The sequence below is a fragment of the Delftia deserti genome (genome assembly GCF_042653485.1).
In the GTDB taxonomy this organism is placed as follows: Bacteria; Pseudomonadota; Gammaproteobacteria; order Burkholderiales; family Burkholderiaceae_C; genus Comamonas; species Comamonas acidovorans.
The window spans coordinates 2774225-2795083 of the sequence record NZ_JBHSIH010000001.1; the positions used below are offsets into that span (position 1 = coordinate 2774225).

The following is a 20859-nucleotide window of genomic DNA, read 5'->3' on the forward strand; positions in this document are numbered from 1 at the left end:
GCACTCACCTCAGCTTCAGCGTGGACAGGCCCAGCAGGCACAGCAGCATGGTGATGATCCAGAAGCGGATCACGACCTGGGTCTCCTTCCAGCCACTCTTTTCGAAGTGGTGGTGCAGCGGCGCCATCTTGAGCAGGCGGCGGCCCTGGCCATAGCGCTTCTTGGTGAACTTGAACCAGGTGACCTGCAGCATCACCGACAGCGCCTCCACCACGAAGATGCCGCCCATGATGGCCAGCACGATTTCCTGGCGCACGATGACGGCAATGGTCCCCAGCGAGGCGCCCAGCGCCAGCGCGCCCACGTCGCCCATGAACACCTGGGCCGGGTGGGCGTTGAACCAGAGGAAGGCCAGGCCCGCACCGGCCATGGCCGCGCAGTACACCAGCAGTTCGCCCGAACCCGGGATGTGCGGGAACAGCAGGTACTTGGCGTAGCCGGCATTGCCGGTGACGTAGGCGAAGATGCCCAGGGCCGAGCCCACCATGATCACGGGCATGATCGCCAGGCCGTCCAGCCCGTCGGTCAGGTTCACGGCATTGCTGGCGCCCACGATGACCAGGTAGGTCATGATCACGAAGCCCAGCACGCCCAGCGGGTAGCTGACTTCCTTGAAGAAAGGCACGAGCAGGCCCGCCTTGGGCGGCAGGTCCAGCGCAAAGCCGGACTGCACCCAGGTGACGAACAGCTCGAAGACCTGGGCATTGGAATTCTCGGAAATGCAGAACACCAGGTACAGCGCGGCCAGCAGGCCGATGACGGACTGCCAGAAATACTTCTCGCCCGAACGCATGCCTTCGGGGTCCTTGTTGACCACCTTGCGCCAATCGTCCACCCAGCCGATGGTGCCAAAGCCCAGCGTGACCAGCAGCACGATCCAGACGAAGCGGTTGGACAGATCGAACCACAGCAGCGTGGACACGGCAATGGACAGCAGGATCAGCGCGCCGCCCATGGTGGGCGTGCCGCTCTTGGCCAGATGGGTCTCCATGCCGTAGCCGCGCACGGGCTGACCGATCTTGAGCGAGGTCAGCATGCGGATCAGGCGCGGCCCGGCCAGCAGTCCGATGACCAGGGCCGTGAGCGCGGCCATCACGGCGCGCATCGTGAGGTACTGGAAGACGCGCAGAAAGCCGAACTCGGGGGACAGGCCCTGCAGCCATTGGGACAGCATCAGCAGCATGCGGCCTCCTTCTTGCAACCGTCATCCTTGCCGGCCGCCTCGACCGCCTGAACCACCTGCTCCATCTTCATGAACCTCGAACCCTTGACCAGAATGCTGCCCACCTCGGGCAGCGCGGCACAGGCTGCCTGCTGCAGCGAGGCCATGTCTTCGAAATGCCGCGCACCTGCACCGAATGCGGTGGCGGCGGATGTGCTTTGCGCGCCCAGCGTGAACAGCCGGGCAATGCCCAGGCTGCGCGCCAGCGCGCCCGCCTCGGCATGGAATTGCGGCCCCTGGTCGCCGACCTCGCCCATGTCGCCCAGCACCAGCAGCTGGGGAGCGGGCAGTTCGCGCAGCACCTCGATGGCCGCGGCCACCGAGTCGGGATTGGCGTTGTAGCTGTCGTCGATCACGGTGACCGTGCGGCCCTGCACCGAAACGACCAGTGCGCGCGAGCGACCCTGCACGGGCTCGAACACGCTCAGGCCGCGAGCAATGTCGGCCAGCGGCACACCGGCTGCCTGGGCGCAGGCCGCAGCGGCCAGCGCATTGCACACGTTGTGGCGGCCGGCAATGTGCAGGCGCACCGAGGCCTCGCCCTCGGGCGTGACCAGGGTGAACTGCCAGGCATCGCCCAGCCACAGCGCATCGCGCGCATGCACCTGGGCGCCATCGGCAGACTCGCCGAACAGCAGGCATTGGCGCGCAGCGGCCAGCTCGCGCCACAGCGGCGTATAGGTGTCGCCAGCCGGGAACACGGCCACGCCGTCGGCGGGCAGGGACAGCAGCACGCTGCCGTTCTCGCGTGCCACGGCCTCGACCGTATGCATGAATTCCTGGTGCTCGCGCTGCGCGTTGTTGACCAGGGCCACCGTGGGCTGGCCGATGGCGGCCAGCTCGGCAATCTCGCCGGGATGGTTCATGCCCATCTCCAGCACGGCCACGCGGTGCCGGGCGGTCATGCGCATCAGGCTCAGCGGCAGGCCGATGGAGTTGTTGAAGTTGCCGCGCGTGGCCAGGGCCGCCTCGCCCGCATGGGCGCGCAGGATGGAGGCCACCATCTGCGTGACCGTGGTCTTGCCGTTGCTGCCGGTGACGGCGATCAGCGGCAGCGCAAAGCGCGCGCGCCAGGCCGTGGCCAGCGCGCCCAGGGCGGCAAGCGAATCGGGCACCTCGATGCCGGACAGGCCCGCGGCCTCCAGGCCGCCATGGGCCAGGGCTGCGGCAGCGCCGGCCTCGCGGGCCTGGGCCAGGAACTGGTTGGCATCGAAACGCTCGCCCTTCAAGGCGACGAACAGATCCCCGGCCTGCAGCGTGCGGGTGTCGGTGTGCACGCGCGTGAGCACGGCCTGGCCGTTGCCGACCAGCCGTGCCTGGGGAATATGCGACTGGATCAGCTCCAGCGCTTGTTGCAAGGTCATCATGACCGCTTCTTTCCTTCGCGGGCCGCCAGCGCCTTGTGCGCCTCGGCCATGTCGGAGAACGGATGGCGCTGGCCCGCCGTCTCCTGGTAGTCCTCATGTCCCTTGCCGGCGATCAGCACCACGTCGCGTTCGCTGGCGTGCGCAATCGCCTGGGCGATGGCCGCTGCGCGATCGGCCTGGGACTGCAGGTTCTCGCCCGGCTGCATGCCGGCCAGGATCTGGTCGATGATGCGTTCGGGCACTTCGCTGCGCGGGTTGTCGCTGGTGACCAGCACACAGTCGGCATTCTTCTGGGCGGCCTGCCCCATGAGCGGCCGCTTGGTGGCATCGCGGTCGCCACCGCAGCCGAACACGCACCACAGCCGGCCACGGCGCTGCTCGGCGGCCGGGCGCAGGGCGCGCAGGGCCTTGTCCAGCGCGTCGGGCGTGTGGGCGTAGTCCACGGCCACCAGCGGCTGGCCGGGCTGGACGATCTGCTGCATGCGGCCGGGCACGGGCTCCAGGTGGGCGCAGGCGGCGACGGCCTGGTCCAGGGTCAGGCCCAGGCAGCGCAGCGCGGCCAGAACGCCCAGCAGGTTGGATACGTTGTACTGGCCCACCATGCGCGTGTGCATGCGCAGGCTGTGGCCGGCCTCGATCACGGTGAAGCTCAGGCCCTCGGCACCCAGCGCGATGTCCTTGGCCTGCAGGCGCGCCGCGCCTTCGATGGAAATGCTCCAGACGTCGAGCGCGGCAGGCGGCCTGCGCGACTGCAGCGTGGCCCACAGGCGTGCGCCATGCGCGTCGTCCACATTGACGACGGCGGCCTGCAGGCCGGGCCAGCCGAACAGCGCGGCCTTGGCATCCCAGTAGGCCTGCATGCTGCCGTGATAGTCGAGGTGATCCTGCGTGAAATTGGTGAACAGCGCCACGCGGATGCGCGTGCCGTCCAGGCGGTGCTCGACGATGCCGATGGACGACGCCTCGATGGCGCAGGCAGCCAGGCCCGCATCGGCGTACTCGCGGAACGCGCGCTGCAGCCGCACCGGATCGGGCGTGGTCATGCCCGTGGATTCCATGGCGGGCGGAATGCCCACGCCCAGCGTGCCCACCAGGGCGCAGCCGCTGCGTTCCTGCAGCTTCACCTGGGCCAGCGCATGCGCCAGCCACCAGGCGGTGGTGGTCTTGCCGTTGGTACCGGTCACGGCCAGCACGTCGATCTGGGCGCTGGGATGCTGGAACCACTGGTCGGCGATCAGGCCCGTGGCGGCCTTGAGGCCGGGAAGCGCCGCGATGTGCTCGCCGGAAAACCCGAAGGCGTCCACACCCTGCGCTTCGACCAGGCAGGCCACCGCACCACGCTCCAGCGCCGAGGCCACATGGGTGCGGCCATCGGTGGCCGCACCGGGCCAGGCGATGAAGGCGTCGCCCGGCCGGACCTTGCGGCTGTCGGTCTGCAGCGTGCCGCGGCCTTGCAGGCGGGCGGCCAGCCATTGGACAGCCTCGGAGGCCGTGGACAGCACCCGCAGGGCTTGGGAGGAACTCATAGCGAGGGCTCCTCCACGGGGTTGGCGACGATCAAGGGCTTGACTTCCATATCGGGCTGCACGCCCATCAGGCGCAGCGTCTGCTGCACCACTTCGCTGAACACGGGCGCCGCCACGGTGCCGCCGTAGATGGTGCCGGCACTGGGCTCGTCCACCATCACGGCGACGATGATGCGCGGATTCTCGATGGGCGCCATGCCCGTGAACCAGGCGCGGTACTTGCCCGCCGCATAGCCCTTGCCCTGCTGCTTGCGGGCCGTGCCCGACTTGCCGCCCACCGAGTAGCCGATGGTCTGGGCGCGCTGGCCCGTGCCGCCAGGGCCGGCTGCCAGGGCCAGCATCTTGCGCACTTCATTGGCCGTGCGCGGCGAGAACACGGGCACGCCCACGGGCGGCTCGTCGGTCTTGAGCATGGTCGCCGGAATCACGCGCCCGCCGTTGGCGAAGACGGTATAGCTGCGCGTCATCTGCAGCAGGCTGGCGGACAGGCCGTAGCCATAGCCCATGGTGGCCTGCTCCACCGGCCTCCAGGTCTTGTAGGGACGCAGGCGCCCGCTGGCAGCACCAGGGAAAGCGATCTGCGGCTTCTGGCCGAAGCCCACGGCCGAGAAGGTTTCCCACATTTCCTTGGCCGGCATCTGCAGCGCGATCTTGGTCGTGCCCACGTTGCTGGACTTCTGGATCACGCCGGCCACGGTCAGCAGGCCGTAGTTGTGGGTGTCGGAGATCGTCGAGCCCGTGACGTTGACGCGGCCCGGCGTGGTGTCGATGGGCGTCTCCGGCTTGAACCGGCCCGACTCCAGCGCCAGGCCGATGGTGATGGGCTTCATGGTCGAGCCGGGCTCGAAGGTGTCGGTGATGGCTCGGTTGCGCAACTGCTCGCCCGTCAGGTTCTTGCGCTTGTCGGGCACGTAGCTGGGATAGTTGGCCAGGGCCAGCAATTCGCCGGTGTGCGCATCCATGACCACCACGCTGCCTGCCTTGGCCTTGTGCGCGATGACCTGCTCCTTGAGCTTCTGGTAGGCGAAGTACTGGACCTTGCTGTCCACGGACAGCTGGATGTCGCGGCCGTCCTGCGGCGGAACTTCCTCGCCCACGCCCTCGACCACGCGGCCCAGGCGGTCCTTGATCACGCGGCGCGAGCCGGGCTTGCCGCCGAGCTCCTTGTCGAACGACAGCTCCATGCCTTCCTGGCCGTGGTCTTCCACATTGGTGAAGCCCACGATGTGGGCGGCCGATTCGCCCTCCGGGTACTGGCGCTTGTATTCCTTGCGCTGGTAGATGCCCTTGATATTGAGGGCATGGATCTGCTGGCCCACGTCCCAGTCGAGCTGGCGCTTGATCCAGACGAAGGTCTTGTCCTCGTCGGCCAGCTTTTCCATCAGCGCGGGCAACGGCATCTCCATGAGCACCGCCAGCTGCTTGAGCTTGGCCTTGACCTCGGGGTCGTCGTGGTCCACGTCTTCGGGGATGGCCCAGATGCTGGCGGCAGGAACGCTGGAGGCCAGGATCAGGCCATTGCGGTCCAGCAGGCGGCCACGGTTGGCCGGCAGCTCCAGCGTACGCGCAAAGCGCACCTGGCCCTGGCGCTGGAAGAAGTCGTTGCCGAACACCTGCACATAGGCGGCGCGCGCGCCCAGGCCGACAAAGCCCAGGCCCAGCATGGCCACAATCATCTTGCTGCGCCACAAGGGTGTCTTGGACGCCAGCAGGGGACTGGAGGTGTAGAGCACGCTGCGCGTCATGGAGCCACTCCGGTGCGCGCATCGTCATTGACGTACTGGGCGATGGCCGGCGTGGCCGGCTTCATCTGCAGGCGCTCGCGCGCCATGACCTCGATGCGCTGCGGCGTCGCCTGGGCGCGCTTTTCCACCTGCAGGCGCTGCTGCTCGGTGGCCAGGCGACGCGATTCGGCCACGGCGCGGTCCAGTTCGGTGAACAGGCGGCGCGATTCATACTGGTTGTGCACCAGGAAGATGGCGCTGGCCATCACCGCCAGCAGCAGCACGAGGTTCAGGCGCAGCATTCCACGCCCTCCTCTTGCGCCAGACGGTGCATGCGCCTCATGCAGGCACCCCGGTGCGGCGGGCCACGCGCATCACGGCCGAGCGCGAGCGCGCATTGGCGGCGACCTCGGCCTCGCTGGGCTTGATGCGGCCCAGCGCTTCAAGGCGCATGGGCGTGGGCGCGGCAAAGGGTGCGCGCCGGTCATAGACTTCCTTGGAGTGCCTGGCGATGAACTGCTTGACGATGCGGTCCTCCAGCGAGTGGAAGCTGATCACCACCAGGCGTCCGCCCGGCGCCAGCACGCGCAGGCTGGCCTCTAGCGCCTGTTCGAGCTCTTCAAGCTCGGCATTGATGAAAATCCGAAGAGCCTGGAATGTGCGTGTCGCTGGGTTCTGCCCAGCCTCGCGGGTCCGGACCGCGCCAGCCACGAGCTCGGCAAGCTCCGCGGTGTTGCGAAGGGGCCCCTGGCTTTCGCGCCGAGCAACAATCGCCTTTGCAATGGGGCCAGCAAACCGTTCTTCGCCGTAGTCACGTATCACCTCCGCAATCTGCTGGGCATCGGCTTCCGCCAGCCAGTCCGCCACGCTCTGGCCGCGCGTGGTGTCCATGCGCATGTCCAGCGGACCCTCGAAGCGGAAGCTGAAGCCGCGCTCGGGGTTGTCGATCTGGGGAGAGCTCACGCCCAGGTCCATCAGCACGCCCTGCACGCTGCCGGCCGGCAGCTCGCCGAGGTGGCGAAACCCTTCGTGCCGAATCGAAAAACGCGCATCGGTGATGCGCGCTGCCTCTTCGATCGCGTCCGGGTCCTTGTCGAACGCCAGCAAGGCCCCATCCGGCCCCAGCCGCTGCAGGATGCGCCGGGAATGCCCGCCTCGCCCGAAGGTCGCGTCCACCCATTGCCCGGCAACGGGCTGTGCGGCGCCGTCCAGCAGCGCATCGACGGCCTCGTCGAGCAAAACGGTGATGTGTTGCAACGGCTGATTCAAGAAAACGCCTCTTTCCTAGAAAGCAAAATCCTGGAAGGCCGCGGGCATTTCTTCCTGCATGGCCTTCGCTTCATGTGCCTCATAAGTGGCCTTGTCCCACAGCTCGAAATGGTTACCCATGCCCAGCAGCACGACTTCCTTGGCCAGACCCACGGCCTCACGCAGCTCGGGCGACACCAGCACGCGGCCGGTGGCATCCATGTCCACGTCCATGGCGTTACCCAGGAAGATGCGCTTCCACCACTGCGCCGACATGGGCAGTTGCGCGATCCGCTCGCGAAACTGCAGCCACTCCGTGCGCGGGAACAGCATCAGGCAACCATGGGGATGTTTGGTAAGGGTGACCTGGCCCTGGGCCATGGCCATGAGGGCGTCACGATGCCGGGTCGGCACAGACAGCCGCCCCTTTCCATCGAGATTCAGCGAGGACGCCCCTTGAAACACGGTCAGTCACCCCGGTCGGTTGGAGCCATCGCGTCCCGGAAATCGGGGCACAAAGGCAACTTTCACCACTTAATTGCACTTTTTTGCACTGTAGCAGCAATTTGGTGTTTCACAACCCGGGAATGGACAATTATTTGCAATGAAATCAACAACTTAGAGGCCGAACGCAATGTGAGTCATGACAAAAATCCCTGGCTTTACAAGCACTTAGATGACTGACTGCAAGTGATCTCTCAAAGCCTGCACGCAATTGCAACGATTCAATTCGCCGGCGACCGGTTGCAACTCGGGTGACCCTCCTACAAAAAGTGACTGCCCGGCAATGCGGGCAGTCACTTCGGTGGCAGCCGCTCGGCCGCCGGGACAGGCTTCAGAGAATGAAGCGAGACAGGTCTTCGTCCTGGCTCAGGGACTGCAGACGCTGGTCCACGTAGGCCGCATCGACGGTGATGGTCTGCCCCGAAAGCTTGGCCGCATCGAAGCTGACCTCGTCCAGCAGGCGCTCGAGCACGGTGGACAGGCGGCGCGCGCCGATGTTCTCGGTGCGCTCATTGACCTCGAAGGCGATGCCGGCCAGCCGGGTGATGCCTTCGGGCGTGAATTCCAGCGTGACGCCTTCGGTGGCCAGCAGCGCCTGGTACTGCTTGACCAGGGAGGCATGGGTCTGGGTGAGGATGGCCTCGAAGTCCTGGACCGACAGCGAGTCCAGTTCCACGCGGATCGGGAAGCGCCCCTGCAGCTCGGGGATGAGGTCGCTGGGCTTGGACAGGTGGAAGGCGCCCGAGGCGATGAACAGGATGTGGTCGGTCTTGACCACGCCGTACTTGGTGGAGACGCTGGTGCCTTCGACCAGGGGCAGCAGGTCGCGCTGCACGCCCTGGCGCGAGATGTCGGAGCCGCTGGTTTCCTGGCGCGTGGCCACCTTGTCGATCTCGTCGATGAAGACGATGCCGTTCTGCTCGGCATTGGCGATGGCGCGGGTGCGCACGTCTTCCTCGTTGACCAGTTTTGCCGCCTCCTCGTCGGTCAGCAGCTTCATGGCCTCGGCAATGCGCAGCTTGCGTGTCTTGCGCTTTTCCTGGCCCATGTGGCTGAACATGCCGCGCAGCTGCTCGGCCATCTCTTCCATGCCCTGGGGGCCCATGATCTGCACCTGGGGCGGCGCGTCGGCGACGTCGATCTCGATTTCCTTGTCGTCGAGCTGGCCCTCGCGCAGCTTCTTGCGGAAAACCTGGCGTGCCGTGTTGTCGGCGGCCACCTCGCCGCTGCGGGCCTGGGGCACGAGCACGTCGAGGATGCGATCCTCGGCCGCGTCCTCGGCGCGCAGGCGCAGCTTCTTCATGTCGGCCTCGCGCGTCTGCTTGACGGCCACCTCGGCCAGGTCGCGGATGATGGCATCCACGTCCTTGCCCACGTAGCCCACTTCGGTGAACTTGGTGGCCTCGACCTTGATGAAGGGTGCATCGGCCAGCCTCGCCAGGCGGCGCGCGATCTCGGTCTTGCCCACGCCTGTGGGACCGATCATGAGGATGTTCTTGGGCGTGATCTCCTGGCGCAGGCCGTCGGCCACGTTCTGGCGGCGCCAGCGGTTGCGCAGCGCGATGGCAACGGCGCGCTTGGCGCCAGCCTGGCCGACGATGTGGCGATCCAGTTCGGAGACGATCTCCTGGGGGGTCATGGCAAAGGACATGGTGTGTATTCGATGCATTCCGCCGCCAGCCCCGCTTCCGTTACCGTTGCCTGGCCGCTGGCGACTATCCGTTTCAATGGCCGGGCGAGAACCGCCCGCGCCGCGAGGGTCTCAGAGCGTCTCGACCGTGTGGTGCATGTTGGTGTAGATGCACAGCTCGCCGGCAATGGCCAGCGACTTGCGCACGATCTCCTCGGCCGACAGCTCGGTGTTGGTCAGCAGCGCCTTGGCCGCAGAGTGCGCATAGGCGCCTCCCGAGCCGATGGACACGATGCCCTGCTCGGGCTCCAGCACGTCGCCGTTGCCGGTGATGATCAGCGAGGCCGATGCGTCGGCCACGGCCAGCATGGCCTCCAGCCGGCGCAGCACGCGGTCGGTGCGCCAGTCCTTGGTCAGCTCGATGGCCGCGCGCGTCAGGTGGCCCTGGTGCTTTTCCAGCTTGGCCTCGAAGCGCTCGAACAGCGTGAAGGCGTCGGCCGTGGCGCCGGCAAAGCCGGCAAGCACCTTGCCGTGGTAGAGCTTGCGCACCTTGCGTGCCGTGCCCTTGACGACGATGTTGCCCAATGTGACCTGGCCATCGCCACCGATGGCGACCTGCACGCCTTCGGGGGTCTGCCGGCGCACGCTGATGATGGTGGTGCCGTGATACTGTTCCATAGCGGTGCCAGATGAGGGCGAAGGCGGCCTTCTCAAGGGTCTGCTCAAAGAATGCCCACGCCCTGTTCGCGGCGGGTGCGCCGTCCTGCCGGAAGGGGTATATGTCGCAGCCGCTGCGCGGCAGGATCAGTCCCGCCGTGGAGTGACCTGCGCGTGCTCCTGGATGCCGATCACGTTGAAGAACACCGCCACCAGCTGGTGCAGCTGGCCGAACTGCAGCACATGGCCCAGCGACTGCATGTGGGCAGCCCAGTTGAGCACCGAGCCGGCCGCCGCAAAGTCCATGCGCACCAGTTGGGTGCAGTCGATGAACACGGGCTCGCCCAGGCTGGCCCCTTCCTGCACCGGGTCCAGCCAGGTGGAGGCATCGCCTTCGATGGTGCCGACAAGCGCAAATCGCACGGCGTCCGCCGTGGCGGCAATGCCTGCCTGCAGGGTTGCATCCGCGCCCTCGGCTTCGCTGGCTTGCGTCAGGCACTGGCAGGCCGGGTCCACCCACGGGGGAGGCGAGACCTCAAAGGTGACGCAGTAGTCCAGCGCCACCAGTTCGAAATCATCCTGCCGGTTCATCAAACGCAGCACCGCCATGCGCAACCTCCACCACAGCGTATCCACACTGGAATCGCCCGAGGGAGCCAGCGTGCCCAGCAGCGCCAGCAGCCGGTCCGCATTGAGCAGCACGAACACGCCCTGGGAGTCCGCCCATTGCTGCAGCAGCGCCTCCAGGGGCGTGGCCGCTGCATCGTCGATGCCGGCCACGGCAGCCCAGTCCAGGTTCCAGGGGCTGGAAGCCTTGGCCTGGGAGGCCTTCAGCGCCGTCACGGCACTCGGCGTGATCTGTGCAGGTGCGCTCCAGCGCCAGCCGCGCCCTGCCGCTGCGCCCGGCATGGACACCACCGGGGCGGTGCGCTGTTGCGGCATCGCAAACCATTGGGGAGCGGAGCGGCCGAAGCGCGCCGCGAATTCGATGCCCGCCTTGTCGAACTGCAGCGGGCGGTCGGCCGCACGGTACAGGTCCAGCAAGGCCAGCCAGACCGGCAGCTGCGCGGGGACATCGCGCCGGTCGATCAGCTCCAGCATGCCCTGCTCGGCGCCATCCACATCGCCATTGGCAAAGAGGATCGCCGGCTCTTCCAGGTCGGGATCGTGCTCGAACACCACGAAGGAGGGCGGCACCATGTCCATGGGCTGCGGCGGGGAGACCTCGGTGGCCGCGAAGGCCGGCAGGAAATCGGTCGCCCCCTCCAATGGCCGCAGGGGGCGGGCCATGGGCGCGGGGTCGATGATGGGAGCCGTAGAGACGGAGGGTACCTGCGGCGCAGGTGCCAGGCTCATGGGCAAGGTGGTGGCAAAGGCTGCCGCGTCGCCGGCCGAGGCAATGGCGGGCGGCACCACGTCGCTGAGCATGGGAATCTGCCCGGACGGCGGCGGCTGCCTGCGAAACGAGGCCGGAGCGGGGTTGCCGCCCGCGGGCAGCGTCATGGGGATGGTGGTTGCATCGGCCGCCTGCTTGCCCCGCCACCATTGCTGGGACATCTGGGCCTCGATCTCGTCGATCTTCTTGAGCGTGACGGCGCGTTCGCCGGAGGATTTGGAGCTCAGCAGGCTGCTGAGGAATTGCGAGCCCTGGGCGGCGGGGCCGGGCACACCGACCGGTGCGCTGCCCGGCCTGGAGGCCTGTTGCAGCTCGGCCTGGCGCAGGCGGCGCAGTTGGTCGAACTCGCGCTTGCGCACGAAATCGTTGCGGCGCTTGCGCTCGATCATCTCCTTGAGCGCCTGCTTGCTGTACTGGCTTTCCTGCTCCCCGTCCAGGCCGTCGAGGTCGGACCAATTGACCGTGGGGTGGCGCACAAAGCGCACCACCTTGGACAACAATCCCCCCGATTTGCTGCTCTCTTCTTTTGCCATGGCGAGTCAGATTAGCACCGACGGCCTGCAGGCCGTTGCTGCAACTCAATCCCCATACATCTTCTGCTTGAGCTCGCGGCGCTGCTGGGCTTCCAGCGACAGCGTGGCCGTGGGACGGGCCAGCAGGCGGCCCACGCCGATGGGCTCGCCGGTCTCGTCGCAGTAGCCGTAGTCGCCTGCGTCGATGCGTGCAATGGATTGCTCGATCTTCTTGAGCAGCTTGCGTTCGCGGTCGCGCGTGCGCAGCTCCAGCGCATGCTCTTCCTCGATGGTGGCACGGTCGGCCGGATCGGGAACCACCACGGTGTCCTCGCGCAGGTTTTCTGCCGTCTCGCCCGCGTTGGTGTGCATGTCGTGCTTGAGAGTGAGCAGCTTGAGGCGGAAGAACGCCATCTGCTTCTCATTCATGTAGTCGTCATCCGACATGGCCAGCACTTCGGCATCCGTCAGTTCTTCCACCGACTTGGTCTTCCAGGCATTGGCCAGCTTGGGGTCTCGTTTCGTCGATCCCGACGAAGGCGTTTGCGTAGTGGTAGGCATAGTGTTGGTTTCGCTAACTTAGTCCGCGCCGAGGGCTTCGGACGGGGCCATGGATGGTACTGTCAATCGGGGCACCCGGGTCGAATGCCGTGTAGGACAGCCGATCGCCGCAGTTGCGGAACCTGCCGGCTTCCCCGTGCGGCGGGGCGCGGCAATCCAGGCCGTGCGGCGGGCGTGCAAAGAGCCCTTTTGCGGTCAGCAAGGGACGCCGGGTCGGCAACGCCGACCGCAGTGCGGACCGCAGCCTTCTGGCTCGCAGCCGGGGCCGGTGCGGCCACTGACGGCTTCTTGCTGGATTCGGCGCTCACTTGCTGTCTCCTCACGGTATGGGCGACCCCTGCGGGGCAGTCCATTGGGCTTGGGGGCTCTCTTCAGGGGCGCGATTGTATCGATGCTCTACAGGAGCGCAAGCCGTTGCACATACCCCACAGGAATGCAAAGGGGCCGCCCACGCATGCGTGGCGGCCCCTGTGTCAATCAGATGTCAGCAAAAAGCCCTCCGATTGCCCACAAAGGTTCACAAAAAATCAGACCAGGCACTGCTCCAGGCCCTGCAGGAAGATGTCCTGGGGCAGGTCGATGCCGATGAAGACCATCTTGCTCTGGCGCTTTTCGCCCTCGGCCCACTGCGGTCCCAGATCGCTGCCCATGAGCTGGTGCACGCCCTGGAAAATGACCTTGCGCTCCGTGCCCTGCATGTTCAGCACGCCCTTGTAGCGCAGCATGCGCGGGCCGTAGATGTTGACGATGGCGCCCAGGAAGTCCTCCAGGCGGGCCGGGTCAAAGGCACGGTCGGCACGATAGACGAAGCTCTTGACGTCGTCATCGTGGTGATGGTGGTGCGGATGCTTGCAGTGCTCGCCATGCTCGTGGTCATGGGCGTGGTCGTGCCCGCAGTTCTCGTCGTGCTCATGGCCATGGTCGTGGCCGCAGTGCTCGTCATGCTCATGCTTGTGGCCATGGTCATGTCCGTGGTCGTGGTCGTCTTCCTTGAGGAAGTCGGGATCGATGTCCAGCTTGGCATTGAGGTTGAAGCCGCGCAGGTCGAAGACCTCGTTGAGGGGCACTTCGCCGAAATGCACGGCGCGGATGGGCGCGCGCGGGTTCATGTGCTTGAGGCGGTGGATGAGCGCGTTCTTCTCGTCCTCGCTGACCAGGTCGGTCTTGGACAGGAACAGCTGGTCGGCAAAGCCCACCTGGCGGCGCGCCTCCTGGCGGTCGTCCAGCTGCTGGTTGGCGTGCTTGGCATCGACCAGGGTGAGGATGGAGTCGATCAGATAGGTTTCGGCGATCTCGTCGTCCATGAAGAAGGTCTGGGCGACGGGGCCGGGATCGGCCAGGCCCGTGGTCTCGATCACGATGCGGTCGAACTCCACCAGGCCCTTGCGGCGCTTGGCGGCCAGCAGTTGCAGGGTTTCGCGCAGGTCTTCGCGGATGGTGCAGCAGATGCAGCCGTTGCTCATCTGCAGGATCTGCTCCTTGGACTCCGTCCTGAGGATGTCGGTGTCGATGTTCTCTTCGCCGAACTCGTTCTCGATCACGGCGATCTTCATGCCGTGGGACTCGCTGAGCACGCGCTTGAGCAGCGTGGTCTTGCCCGAGCCCAGGAAGCCGGTGAGGATGGTGACGGGAATCAGTGCCATGGAATTGCTTTCAGAAAATTCAGCAAAGGGAAGCGGCAAGGCCCGTCCACCACGGACGGGCCTTGTCGAAAAGACGTTCCGAATAAGTTTAGCGAGCCTGTCAAGTGCCGTTTTGCCAGAGGGCTTGGCCTTTTTTATCGGAGGCTGCCCTTTTCATCGCTATCTCCATTGCCATCGCCACTGTCGCGGCCGTCCCCACTCTGGCGCCGCGCGCGCGGATGGGCGCTCTCGTAGGCCTGGGCCAGATGCTGGAAATCCAGGCGCGTGTAGATCTGCGTGGTCGAGATGCTGGCGTGGCCCAGCAATTCCTGCACGGCGCGCAGGTCGCCGCTGGACTGCAGCATGTGGCTGGCGAACGAATGCCGCAGCACATGGGGATGGACGCCGGCCGACAGGCCGGCCTGCTGGCCGCGCCGGCGCAGCCGCGCCCAGACCGACTGCGCGCCCAGGCGTTCACCACGCCGTCCGATGAACAGCGCCGGCTCCTGCTGCGCCGCCTGGGCCGCCGCGCCAGCCAGGCCCGTCTCCCGCAAGGCCAGCCAGCGCTGCAGCGCCTGCAGCGCGGCGGCGCCCACGGGCACGGTGCGCCGCTTGCCCCCCTTGCCCTGCACATGGGCATCGGCGGCCTGCAAATCTATCCAGCCACGGCCCTGGCGCTGCGTATCCTGGCCGGGCGCCACGTCCAGGCCCACCAGCTCGCCCACGCGCAGGCCGCAGCTGTAGAGCAGTTCGGTGATGGCAGCGTCACGTGCCTCGATCCAGGGGTCGGCGTCGGCGCTGCCGAAGGCGGCCAGTTGCACGGCATCATCCACGCCCAATGCCTTGGGCAGGGGTTTGGGGGCCTTGGGACCGCGCACGCCCTCGACGGGATTGAAGGGCACCAGCGATTGCCGGGCTGCCCAGCGGAAGAAGCTGCGCCAGCCAGACAGGATGAGCGCAATGCCGCGCGGACTGCGGCCCCGGGAATGCATCTGGGCCACGAAGCGGCGGATGTGGGCGGGCTGCAGCGCCAGCAGCTCCTGGCCGGCGTCGCGGGCCATGGCGCAAAGCCGGGCCATGTCCAGCGCATAGAGTGCGCAGGTGCGGTCGGCCAGGCGCTTTTGCACGCGCACATGCTCCAGATAGGCATGGACGGCGGCGGGGAGCACCGTCAGGTTCTCTGCCGCCAGATCCTCTGCCGGAAGGTCGCCTTCCGGGAGCCCGTCCATGTCCGATGCTCCCGGCATGGGCTTTCAGCCGGTCAGCCGCGCGCCAGGGTCAGCGGCACGGGCCGCATGCGCGACAGGGCCGCGCTGGCCAGGGCCGAGATGCGCGAGAGGAATTCCGTGCCCATGGTGGCCTCGAAGCGCAGCGGATCGGGAGACCCCAGCACCAGCATGCCGAAGGCATTGGCCGGGCTGATGCTGTCGCCGTCATGCAGCGTGAGCAGGGCCAGGGACTGGGCCGCATCGGGATCGACCAGCCAGCCGCCGGGCTCGAAGCCCATGTTGGGGCCGCAAAACGGCATGGTCAGCGACGCCGCAAAGGACCTGGCGTCCTCGCTGACGCCCATGGTGTAGATGCTGCTGGTCTGGGCGCCGGAGACGTTCCACAGGCGCAGGGCCACCTGGGGCACCTCGAAGACATGCTGCAGGCTGGCCGTGAGGGCGTGGGGCAGCTCGCGCAGGTCCTGGACCTTGGCCAGGGCGCAGCTCCAGGCATGCAGCTTGTCGCCGATGGAGGCGTTCTCGCTGCTGTGGCGCATCATGTCCATGATGCGGTGCTCCAGGCCCTTGATCTTCTCGCGCAGCATCTCGGCCTGGCGTTCCTGCAGGCTGACGGTACGCGGGCTGTGGCTGCTGACCAGCTGCACACGCGCGAGCATCTCGGCGTGGCGCTCGAAGAATTCCGGATGGTTCAGCAGGTAGTCGGCAATCGTCTCTTCGGTGACGGCGATATCGGTAGTGCTGTTCATGGCTGGTCGGGAACCTCGATCTGTCCTTCAAAAACAAACTCTGCGGGGCCGGTCATGCGCACTGCGCCGCCGTCCCACTCGATGGTCAGCCGGCCGCCGCGGGTGTGCACATCGACGCGCGCGTCGAGCAGTCCCCAGCGAATGCCGGCCACCACGGCCGCGCAGGCGCCCGTGCCGCAGGCCAGCGTCTCGCCGGCACCGCGCTCGTACACACGCAGCCGGATCTGGCCGCGATCGACGATCTGCATGAATCCCGCATTGACGCGCTGGGGAAAGCGTGCATGGCGCTCGATCAGCGGGCCCCAGGTGGCCACGGGGGCGTGGTCCACATCGTCCACCAGTTGCACCGCATGCGGGTTGCCCATGGAAACGGGAGCGATCCAGACCGTGGCCTCGTCGCCCAGCTGCAGGGGCCATTGCTGCGCCGCACCCAGCGGGCGGGGAACCAGGCCTGTGCCGTCGAAGGGCACCAGGGCGGGCTCCAGCACGGGCTGGCCCATGTCCACGGTGACGCGGCCATCGGCATGCAGCTCGGGGGCGATGAGGCCGGCCAGCGTCTGCACGCGGATGACGGACTTTTCCGTCAGGCCCTTGTCGTGCACATAGCGCGCAAAGCAGCGCGCGCCGTTGCCGCACTGCTCGACCTCGCCGCCGTCGGCGTTGTGGATCACGTATTCGAAGTCGATGCCTTCGGCGGGCGAGGGCCGCACCGTGAGGATCTGGTCGGCGCCCACGCCGAATTGGCGATGGGCCAGAAAGCGGTACTGGGCTGCGCTCAGGCCCAGCGGGCCGGCGGTTTCGTCGAGGACCACGAAATCGTTGCCAGCGCCCTGCATCTTGGTAAAGCGGATCTGCATCCCGCGATTATCCTCTGCACGGCGCCGTCATGGCGCAATCCGGGCATGCGCCGGTGCAGACCGCCGTCCCGCCGCCTGCGTCTCCGGCGCAACAGCAGGATGCAGGCCAATCCGCATAATGCCCCCATGACCCGCCCCAGCCAGCTCCTGCACCCCCAGCGCCAGCCTGTAGACACGCTCAAGGCCTCCACCGTCCTGCTTCTGCGCGACCGCGCCGATGGCCAGGGGCTGGAGGTGTTGATGACGCGGCGCTCGCCCAAGGCCAGCTTCGTGCCCAGCGCCTATGTCTTCCCGGGCGGCGGCATCGAGGCCCAGGACGCGGCCGAGGCCGCCCATGCCTGCGCCAGCACCCGCCCCGCGCAGGCCGGCGACGGACTGCGCATCACCCAGGCCATCGCCGGGCTGCGCGAGACCTTCGAGGAACTGGGCATTTTGCTGGCCCACGACGCCCAGGGCCGGCCGGTATCTGCCGCCGAGCTGGCCACGCTGGACCGCAAGGCGCCGCTGGTGCCCCAGTGCGAGGCACGCGGCCTGCGCCTGGCCGTGGATGCGCTGTGGTACCTGGCCCACTGGACGGCCGACCGCGACCAGCCCAGGCGCTTCGATGTGCCCTTCTTCGTGGCGCGCATGCCCGAAGATCAGGAACCCGACGCCGACGGATCGGAACAGTTCGAGCCCATCTGGGTGCGCCCGCAGGAAGCGCTGGAGCGCCACCGCGCGGGCAGCTTCCCCATGATCTTCCCCACCATCCGCACGCTGGACCGGCTCAGCCGCTTCGCGGGCACCGAAGCCGTGTTCGCCGCCCTGCAAGGCGAGCAGCCGCTGTGGCAGTGCTGCCCGCGCACAGGCTTTCTCGATGGCAAGGAAGCCCGCCACATGGAGGACGAGGCCCCCTTCGGCGAGCTGGAAATGGTCTGCCCCGACGGCCAGATCCTGCACACGCTGGACTGGCAAAGCGAGCGCGCCGTGCCCCTGCGCAAGAACCTGCTGCGCCTGACGGCACCCAACCCTGGCGTGATGACCGGCCCCGGTACCAACAGCTATCTGGTGGGCGATGCCGCCACGGGCTACGCCGCCATCGACCCCGGTCCGGCCGATGCCGCCCATGTGCAGCGCCTGTTCGATGCGGCGGGCGGCGACATACGCCACATCCTGTGCACGCATTCCCATGCCGACCACTCGCCGGGCGCCGCGCTGCTGCAGGCGCTGGCGGTGCAGGCCGGCAGGCCCAGGCCCGCCATTGGCGGCCTGCCCTCGGCGCCCACGGCCCGGCCGGCCAGCCGCTTCACCCCCGACTACGCACTGGCCGACGGCCAGCGCATCGTGCTGCAGGATGCGCAAGGCAGCACCACCCACACGCTGCAGGCCGTGTTCACGCCCGGCCATGCGGCCAACCATGTGTGCTTTGTGCTGGAGGAAGACGCCCTGCTGTTCAGCGGCGACCACATCCTCAACGGCAGCACCACCATCATCGATCCGCCTGACGGCAACATGCGCGACTACATCGATTCGCTGGACAAGCTCGACGCGCTGTGCGCCGCGCACGATGCGCGCTTCATCCTGCCGGCCCATGGCTATGTGCTGGGCTTTGCGCGCCAGGCGATCGCCAAACTCAAGGCCCATCGGCTGGCGCGCGAGGCCAAGGTGCTGGCCGCCATGCAAAGACAGCCCGACGGCAGCGTGCAGGACTGGGTGCGCCTGGCCTATGACGACGCCCCGCCGCAGCTGTGGCCGATTGCCGAGCGCTCGCTGCTGGCGCATGTGGAGCGCATCCGTGCGCTGTGCGGGCGGCAATGACCGGCAATGACCGACGACGCGCGCGGGGCCTGGTATCTGGTTAAGCTGCGCGCATGTCTGAATCTGAAAGCGTTCGCCTGGCCAAGCGCCTGGCCGAACAGGAACAATGCTCGCGCCGCGAGGCCGAACTGCATATCACCGCCGGCAACGTCCAGGTGGACGGCAAGGTCGTGCAACTGCCCGAGACGCGCGTGCGCCCCGAGCAGCAGGTCACGCTGCGCAGCGGCGCCCAGCCCGAGGCCGTGCCGCCCGTCACCCTGCTGATGAACAAGCCTGCGGGCTACACCCAGGGCCGGCCCTATGGCCGGGTGCGCAGCGCCCACTCCCTGCTGGGCGAAGCCAGCATGGCCGCGGTGGACACGCCCATGCCGCTGCTGGTGCTGGCCCAGCACTTCAAGAACCTCGAATCCTTCCTGCCCCTGCCGCTGCCGGCCAGCGGCCTCATCGTCTACACCCAGGACAAGCGCGTGGCGCGCAAGCTGGGCGAGGAAGGCATGTGGCTGGAGCAGGAATGCATCGTCGGCGTCGAGGGCCAGATCCACGAGGACGGCCTGGAGCTGATGAAGGCCGGCCTGCCGATCGGCAAGCGCCAGCTGCCGCCCTGCCGCGTGAGCTGGCAGAACGAGAACCATCTGCGCTTTGCGCTCAAGGGCATCGCTCCCGACGAGATCGACGCCATGTGCACCGAAGTGGGCCTGCGCGTGGTCAGCCTGCGCCGCCTGCGCATTGGCCGCCTCTCTCTGGCCAAGGTGCCCGAAGGCCAGTGGCGCTACCTGATGCCCTGGGAGCGGTTCTAGGCCGGCATTGCCGGGTGCGCGGCGGGCAGCACATTCGGCAAATGAGAATCATTTCATAGAATGCGGAATTCCCGTGCTGCCTTCGGGCCTCCCGCATGCCTGCGCCCGCCTCTTCCTCTTCTTCCCTGCTGAGCACCTTCCAGGACAGCTACCACGAGCTGGTGCGCTTCGTGGCGCGCCGCGCCGGCCCGCAGGCCGCGCGTGACCTGGTGCATGACGCCTGGATACGCCTGGCCGAACGCCAGCGCGGCGAAAGCGATGCGCCCGCCGCGCCGGACAGTCCGCCAGGCGCCAGCCGCGCCTATCTCTACGCGGTGATGGAGAACATCGCCATCGACCACCTGCGCCATGGCCAGCGCACGGCCGAGCGCTTCGACACCAGCGCGAGGGAAGGCGAGCCGCCCTCCCCCCTCAGCCCCGATGTGGCCGACACTCATTCCTACCGCCAGGCCCTGGCCGCGGTCGAAGGCGCGCTGGCGCAACTGCCCGCGCGCTGCCGCGACATCTTCCTGGCCGACCGCATAGCGGGCGCCTCGCATGCCGAGCTGGCCGAGCGCCACGGCGTCTCGGTCAAAACCGTGGAACGCGAGGTCATGCGCGCCATGGACAGCGTGGAAGCCTCGCTGCGCCGCTGGCGCGGAGATACCGCCGCACCCGCACCACGCACGGGCCGCCGCCGTGCCCTGTCCACCCTGCTGGGGATTGCGGGCCTGGGTGTCGGCAGCCCGACGCTCTGGCTGGCCTGGCGTCAATGGATGCCGCAATATCAGGTGCGGCTGGCCACCGCCACCGGCCGCCTGCTGAACCAGCCCCTGCCCGACGGCAGCACCCTGACGCTGGACGCTTCCAGCCGCGCCGAGGTGGATTTCTACGCCACGCGCCGCCAGGTGCGGCTGCTGGCCGGCAGTGCCTTCTTCGCCGTGGCGCGCGACACGGAAAGGCCCTTCGTGGTCCAGGCCGCGGACGTACAGGTCACCGTGCTGGGCACGCGCTTCGAGGTGGCGCTGGAGGACGATGCGGTGCTGGTCGCCGTCGATGCGGGCCGCGTGCAGGTGCGCGACGGCAGCGGCGCCCGGCATGAACTGGGTGCAGGCCAGATGCTGCGCCTGGCGCCAGGTCAGACGGCCGCCGTGCAAACGGTTGCGGCGGTGGCCGCCTGGCGCGAGGGCTGGCTGGACTTCCAGAACACGCCGCTGGCCGAGGTCGCCCGCCGCCTGGAGCGCTACAGCCTGCAGCCACTGCGCGTGGAGCCCGACGCCGCCGCCCTGCCCGTGCTGGGGCGCGTGCGCATTGCGGCGGCCCAGGGCTGGCTGCGCATGCTCCCGCGCACCCTGCCGGTCAGCGTGCAGGAAGAGGAACAGGGCCCGGGAACCGGGCGCACCCTGGTCATCCGCCGCCGCAGCTGATGCGCCCATGGCCCCGGAATGCACGGCACGTGCGCACCAGGCGTGAGGGAATGTCTGC

Annotated in this window: 18 protein-coding genes; 3 read left to right on the forward strand and 15 right to left on the reverse strand. The window is 67.6% G+C overall.

Annotated elements, in window-relative coordinates; translation table 11 throughout:
* Nucleotides 1–4 precede the first annotated feature (4 nt).
* The 15 genes from mraY to dapF all read right to left on the reverse strand — a co-directional run bounded on the left by mraY (nucleotide 5) and on the right by dapF (nucleotide 16801).
* On the reverse strand, nucleotides 5–1183 hold the full coding sequence (mraY, locus tag ACFPFG_RS13595; RefSeq protein ID WP_012203397.1) for a phospho-N-acetylmuramoyl-pentapeptide-transferase: 1179 nt from the start codon (nucleotides 1181–1183) through the stop codon (nucleotides 5–7).
* On the reverse strand, nucleotides 1174–2589 hold the full coding sequence (locus tag ACFPFG_RS13600; protein ID WP_380107010.1) for a UDP-N-acetylmuramoyl-tripeptide--D-alanyl-D-alanine ligase: 1416 nt from the start codon (nucleotides 2587–2589) through the stop codon (nucleotides 1174–1176). Before ACFPFG_RS13600 ends, mraY begins: the two co-directional genes overlap by 10 nt.
* A complete protein-coding gene (locus ACFPFG_RS13605) occupies nucleotides 2586–4115 on the reverse strand; it encodes a UDP-N-acetylmuramoyl-L-alanyl-D-glutamate--2,6-diaminopimelate ligase (RefSeq protein WP_380107012.1) in 1530 nt (509 codons plus the stop codon). Before ACFPFG_RS13605 ends, ACFPFG_RS13600 begins: the two co-directional genes overlap by 4 nt.
* Nucleotides 4112–5860, reverse strand: coding sequence for a peptidoglycan D,D-transpeptidase FtsI family protein (locus ACFPFG_RS13610; protein WP_183018376.1), 1749 nt, complete (start codon nucleotides 5858–5860; stop codon nucleotides 4112–4114). The genes ACFPFG_RS13605 and ACFPFG_RS13610 overlap by 4 nt, the downstream gene beginning before the upstream one ends.
* Nucleotides 5857–6141 (reverse strand): cell division protein FtsL, encoded by a 285-nt coding sequence (gene ftsL / locus ACFPFG_RS13615; protein WP_012203393.1) that lies wholly within the window; start codon nucleotides 6139–6141, stop codon nucleotides 5857–5859. The genes ACFPFG_RS13610 and ftsL overlap by 4 nt, the downstream gene beginning before the upstream one ends.
* A 37-nt stretch (nucleotides 6142–6178) precedes the next feature.
* Entirely contained in the window at nucleotides 6179–7108 is a 930-nt protein-coding gene (rsmH, locus tag ACFPFG_RS13620; protein ID WP_183018375.1) for a 16S rRNA (cytosine(1402)-N(4))-methyltransferase RsmH, read from the reverse strand.
* Nucleotides 7109–7123: 15 nt separating this feature from the next.
* Entirely contained in the window at nucleotides 7124–7552 is a 429-nt protein-coding gene (gene mraZ, locus ACFPFG_RS13625; protein ID WP_183018374.1) for a division/cell wall cluster transcriptional repressor MraZ, read from the reverse strand.
* A gap of 370 nt (nucleotides 7553–7922) precedes the next feature.
* Nucleotides 7923–9242: an ATP-dependent protease ATPase subunit HslU gene (hslU, locus tag ACFPFG_RS13630; RefSeq protein ID WP_183018373.1), complete on the reverse strand. Its 1320-nt coding sequence runs from the start codon at nucleotides 9240–9242 to the stop codon at nucleotides 7923–7925.
* Between the two features lie 111 nt (nucleotides 9243–9353).
* On the reverse strand, nucleotides 9354–9899 hold the full coding sequence (gene hslV / locus ACFPFG_RS13635; RefSeq protein WP_012203389.1) for an ATP-dependent protease subunit HslV: 546 nt from the start codon (nucleotides 9897–9899) through the stop codon (nucleotides 9354–9356).
* A gap of 126 nt (nucleotides 9900–10025) precedes the next feature.
* Nucleotides 10026–11807 (reverse strand): STAS domain-containing protein, encoded by a 1782-nt coding sequence (locus tag ACFPFG_RS13640; protein WP_380107016.1) that lies wholly within the window; start codon nucleotides 11805–11807, stop codon nucleotides 10026–10028.
* A 45-nt stretch (nucleotides 11808–11852) separates the two neighbouring features.
* Nucleotides 11853–12347, reverse strand: coding sequence for an RNA polymerase-binding protein DksA (dksA, locus tag ACFPFG_RS13645; protein WP_183018371.1), 495 nt, complete (start codon nucleotides 12345–12347; stop codon nucleotides 11853–11855).
* Between the two features lie 527 nt (nucleotides 12348–12874).
* Nucleotides 12875–13990, reverse strand: a complete 1116-nt coding sequence (locus ACFPFG_RS13650; protein ID WP_013804115.1) for a CobW family GTP-binding protein — start codon at nucleotides 13988–13990, stop codon at nucleotides 12875–12877.
* A 134-nt stretch (nucleotides 13991–14124) separates the two neighbouring features.
* Nucleotides 14125–15216 (reverse strand): tyrosine recombinase XerC, encoded by a 1092-nt coding sequence (locus ACFPFG_RS13655; RefSeq protein WP_197957367.1) that lies wholly within the window; start codon nucleotides 15214–15216, stop codon nucleotides 14125–14127.
* A 14-nt stretch (nucleotides 15217–15230) separates the two neighbouring features.
* Nucleotides 15231–15944: a DUF484 family protein gene (locus tag ACFPFG_RS13660; RefSeq protein ID WP_183018368.1), complete on the reverse strand. Its 714-nt coding sequence runs from the start codon at nucleotides 15942–15944 to the stop codon at nucleotides 15231–15233.
* A complete protein-coding gene (gene dapF / locus ACFPFG_RS13665; RefSeq protein WP_183018367.1) occupies nucleotides 15941–16801 on the reverse strand; it encodes a diaminopimelate epimerase in 861 nt (286 codons plus the stop codon). The genes ACFPFG_RS13660 and dapF overlap by 4 nt, the downstream gene beginning before the upstream one ends.
* 126 nt (nucleotides 16802–16927) lie before the next feature.
* On the opposite strand from dapF, the gene ACFPFG_RS13670 reads away from it, so the two are divergent.
* The 3 genes from ACFPFG_RS13670 (at nucleotide 16928) to ACFPFG_RS13680 (ending at nucleotide 20801) form a co-directional block, all read left to right on the forward strand.
* Nucleotides 16928–18598, forward strand: coding sequence for an MBL fold metallo-hydrolase (locus ACFPFG_RS13670; RefSeq protein WP_374621417.1), 1671 nt, complete (start codon nucleotides 16928–16930; stop codon nucleotides 18596–18598).
* Between the two features lie 53 nt (nucleotides 18599–18651).
* Nucleotides 18652–19395 (forward strand): pseudouridine synthase, encoded by a 744-nt coding sequence (locus ACFPFG_RS13675; RefSeq protein ID WP_183018365.1) that lies wholly within the window; start codon nucleotides 18652–18654, stop codon nucleotides 19393–19395.
* A 95-nt stretch (nucleotides 19396–19490) separates the two neighbouring features.
* Nucleotides 19491–20801, forward strand: coding sequence for a sigma-70 family RNA polymerase sigma factor (locus tag ACFPFG_RS13680; protein WP_380107021.1), 1311 nt, complete (start codon nucleotides 19491–19493; stop codon nucleotides 20799–20801).
* Nucleotides 20802–20859: the final 58 nt, after the last annotated feature.

What these genes read in the sequence shown, in the direction of transcription:
- ACFPFG_RS13650 (WP_013804115.1), bottom strand. Translation starts at nt 13,990, where the DNA reads ATGGCACTGATTCCCGTCACCATCCTCACCGGCTTCCTGGGCTCGGGC.
- ACFPFG_RS13605 (WP_380107012.1), bottom strand. Translation starts at nt 4,115, where the DNA reads ATGAGTTCCTCCCAAGCCCTGCGGGTGCTGTCCACGGCCTCCGAGGCT.
- ACFPFG_RS13680 (WP_380107021.1), top strand. Translation starts at nt 19,491, where the DNA reads ATGCCTGCGCCCGCCTCTTCCTCTTCTTCCCTGCTGAGCACCTTCCAG.
- ACFPFG_RS13655 (WP_197957367.1), bottom strand. Translation starts at nt 15,216, where the DNA reads ATGCCGGGAGCATCGGACATGGACGGGCTCCCGGAAGGCGACCTTCCG.
- hslU (WP_183018373.1), bottom strand. Translation starts at nt 9,242, where the DNA reads ATGTCCTTTGCCATGACCCCCCAGGAGATCGTCTCCGAACTGGATCGC.
- dksA (WP_183018371.1), bottom strand. Translation starts at nt 12,347, where the DNA reads ATGCCTACCACTACGCAAACGCCTTCGTCGGGATCGACGAAACGAGAC.
- ACFPFG_RS13670 (WP_374621417.1), top strand. Translation starts at nt 16,928, where the DNA reads ATGACCCGCCCCAGCCAGCTCCTGCACCCCCAGCGCCAGCCTGTAGAC.
- mraY (WP_012203397.1), bottom strand. Translation starts at nt 1,183, where the DNA reads ATGCTGCTGATGCTGTCCCAATGGCTGCAGGGCCTGTCCCCCGAGTTC.
- dapF (WP_183018367.1), bottom strand. Translation starts at nt 16,801, where the DNA reads ATGCAGATCCGCTTTACCAAGATGCAGGGCGCTGGCAACGATTTCGTG.
- hslV (WP_012203389.1), bottom strand. Translation starts at nt 9,899, where the DNA reads ATGGAACAGTATCACGGCACCACCATCATCAGCGTGCGCCGGCAGACC.
- ACFPFG_RS13675 (WP_183018365.1), top strand. Translation starts at nt 18,652, where the DNA reads ATGTCTGAATCTGAAAGCGTTCGCCTGGCCAAGCGCCTGGCCGAACAG.
- ACFPFG_RS13610 (WP_183018376.1), bottom strand. Translation starts at nt 5,860, where the DNA reads ATGACGCGCAGCGTGCTCTACACCTCCAGTCCCCTGCTGGCGTCCAAG.
- ACFPFG_RS13640 (WP_380107016.1), bottom strand. Translation starts at nt 11,807, where the DNA reads ATGGCAAAAGAAGAGAGCAGCAAATCGGGGGGATTGTTGTCCAAGGTG.
- ftsL (WP_012203393.1), bottom strand. Translation starts at nt 6,141, where the DNA reads ATGCTGCGCCTGAACCTCGTGCTGCTGCTGGCGGTGATGGCCAGCGCC.
- ACFPFG_RS13660 (WP_183018368.1), bottom strand. Translation starts at nt 15,944, where the DNA reads ATGAACAGCACTACCGATATCGCCGTCACCGAAGAGACGATTGCCGAC.
- ACFPFG_RS13600 (WP_380107010.1), bottom strand. Translation starts at nt 2,589, where the DNA reads ATGATGACCTTGCAACAAGCGCTGGAGCTGATCCAGTCGCATATTCCC.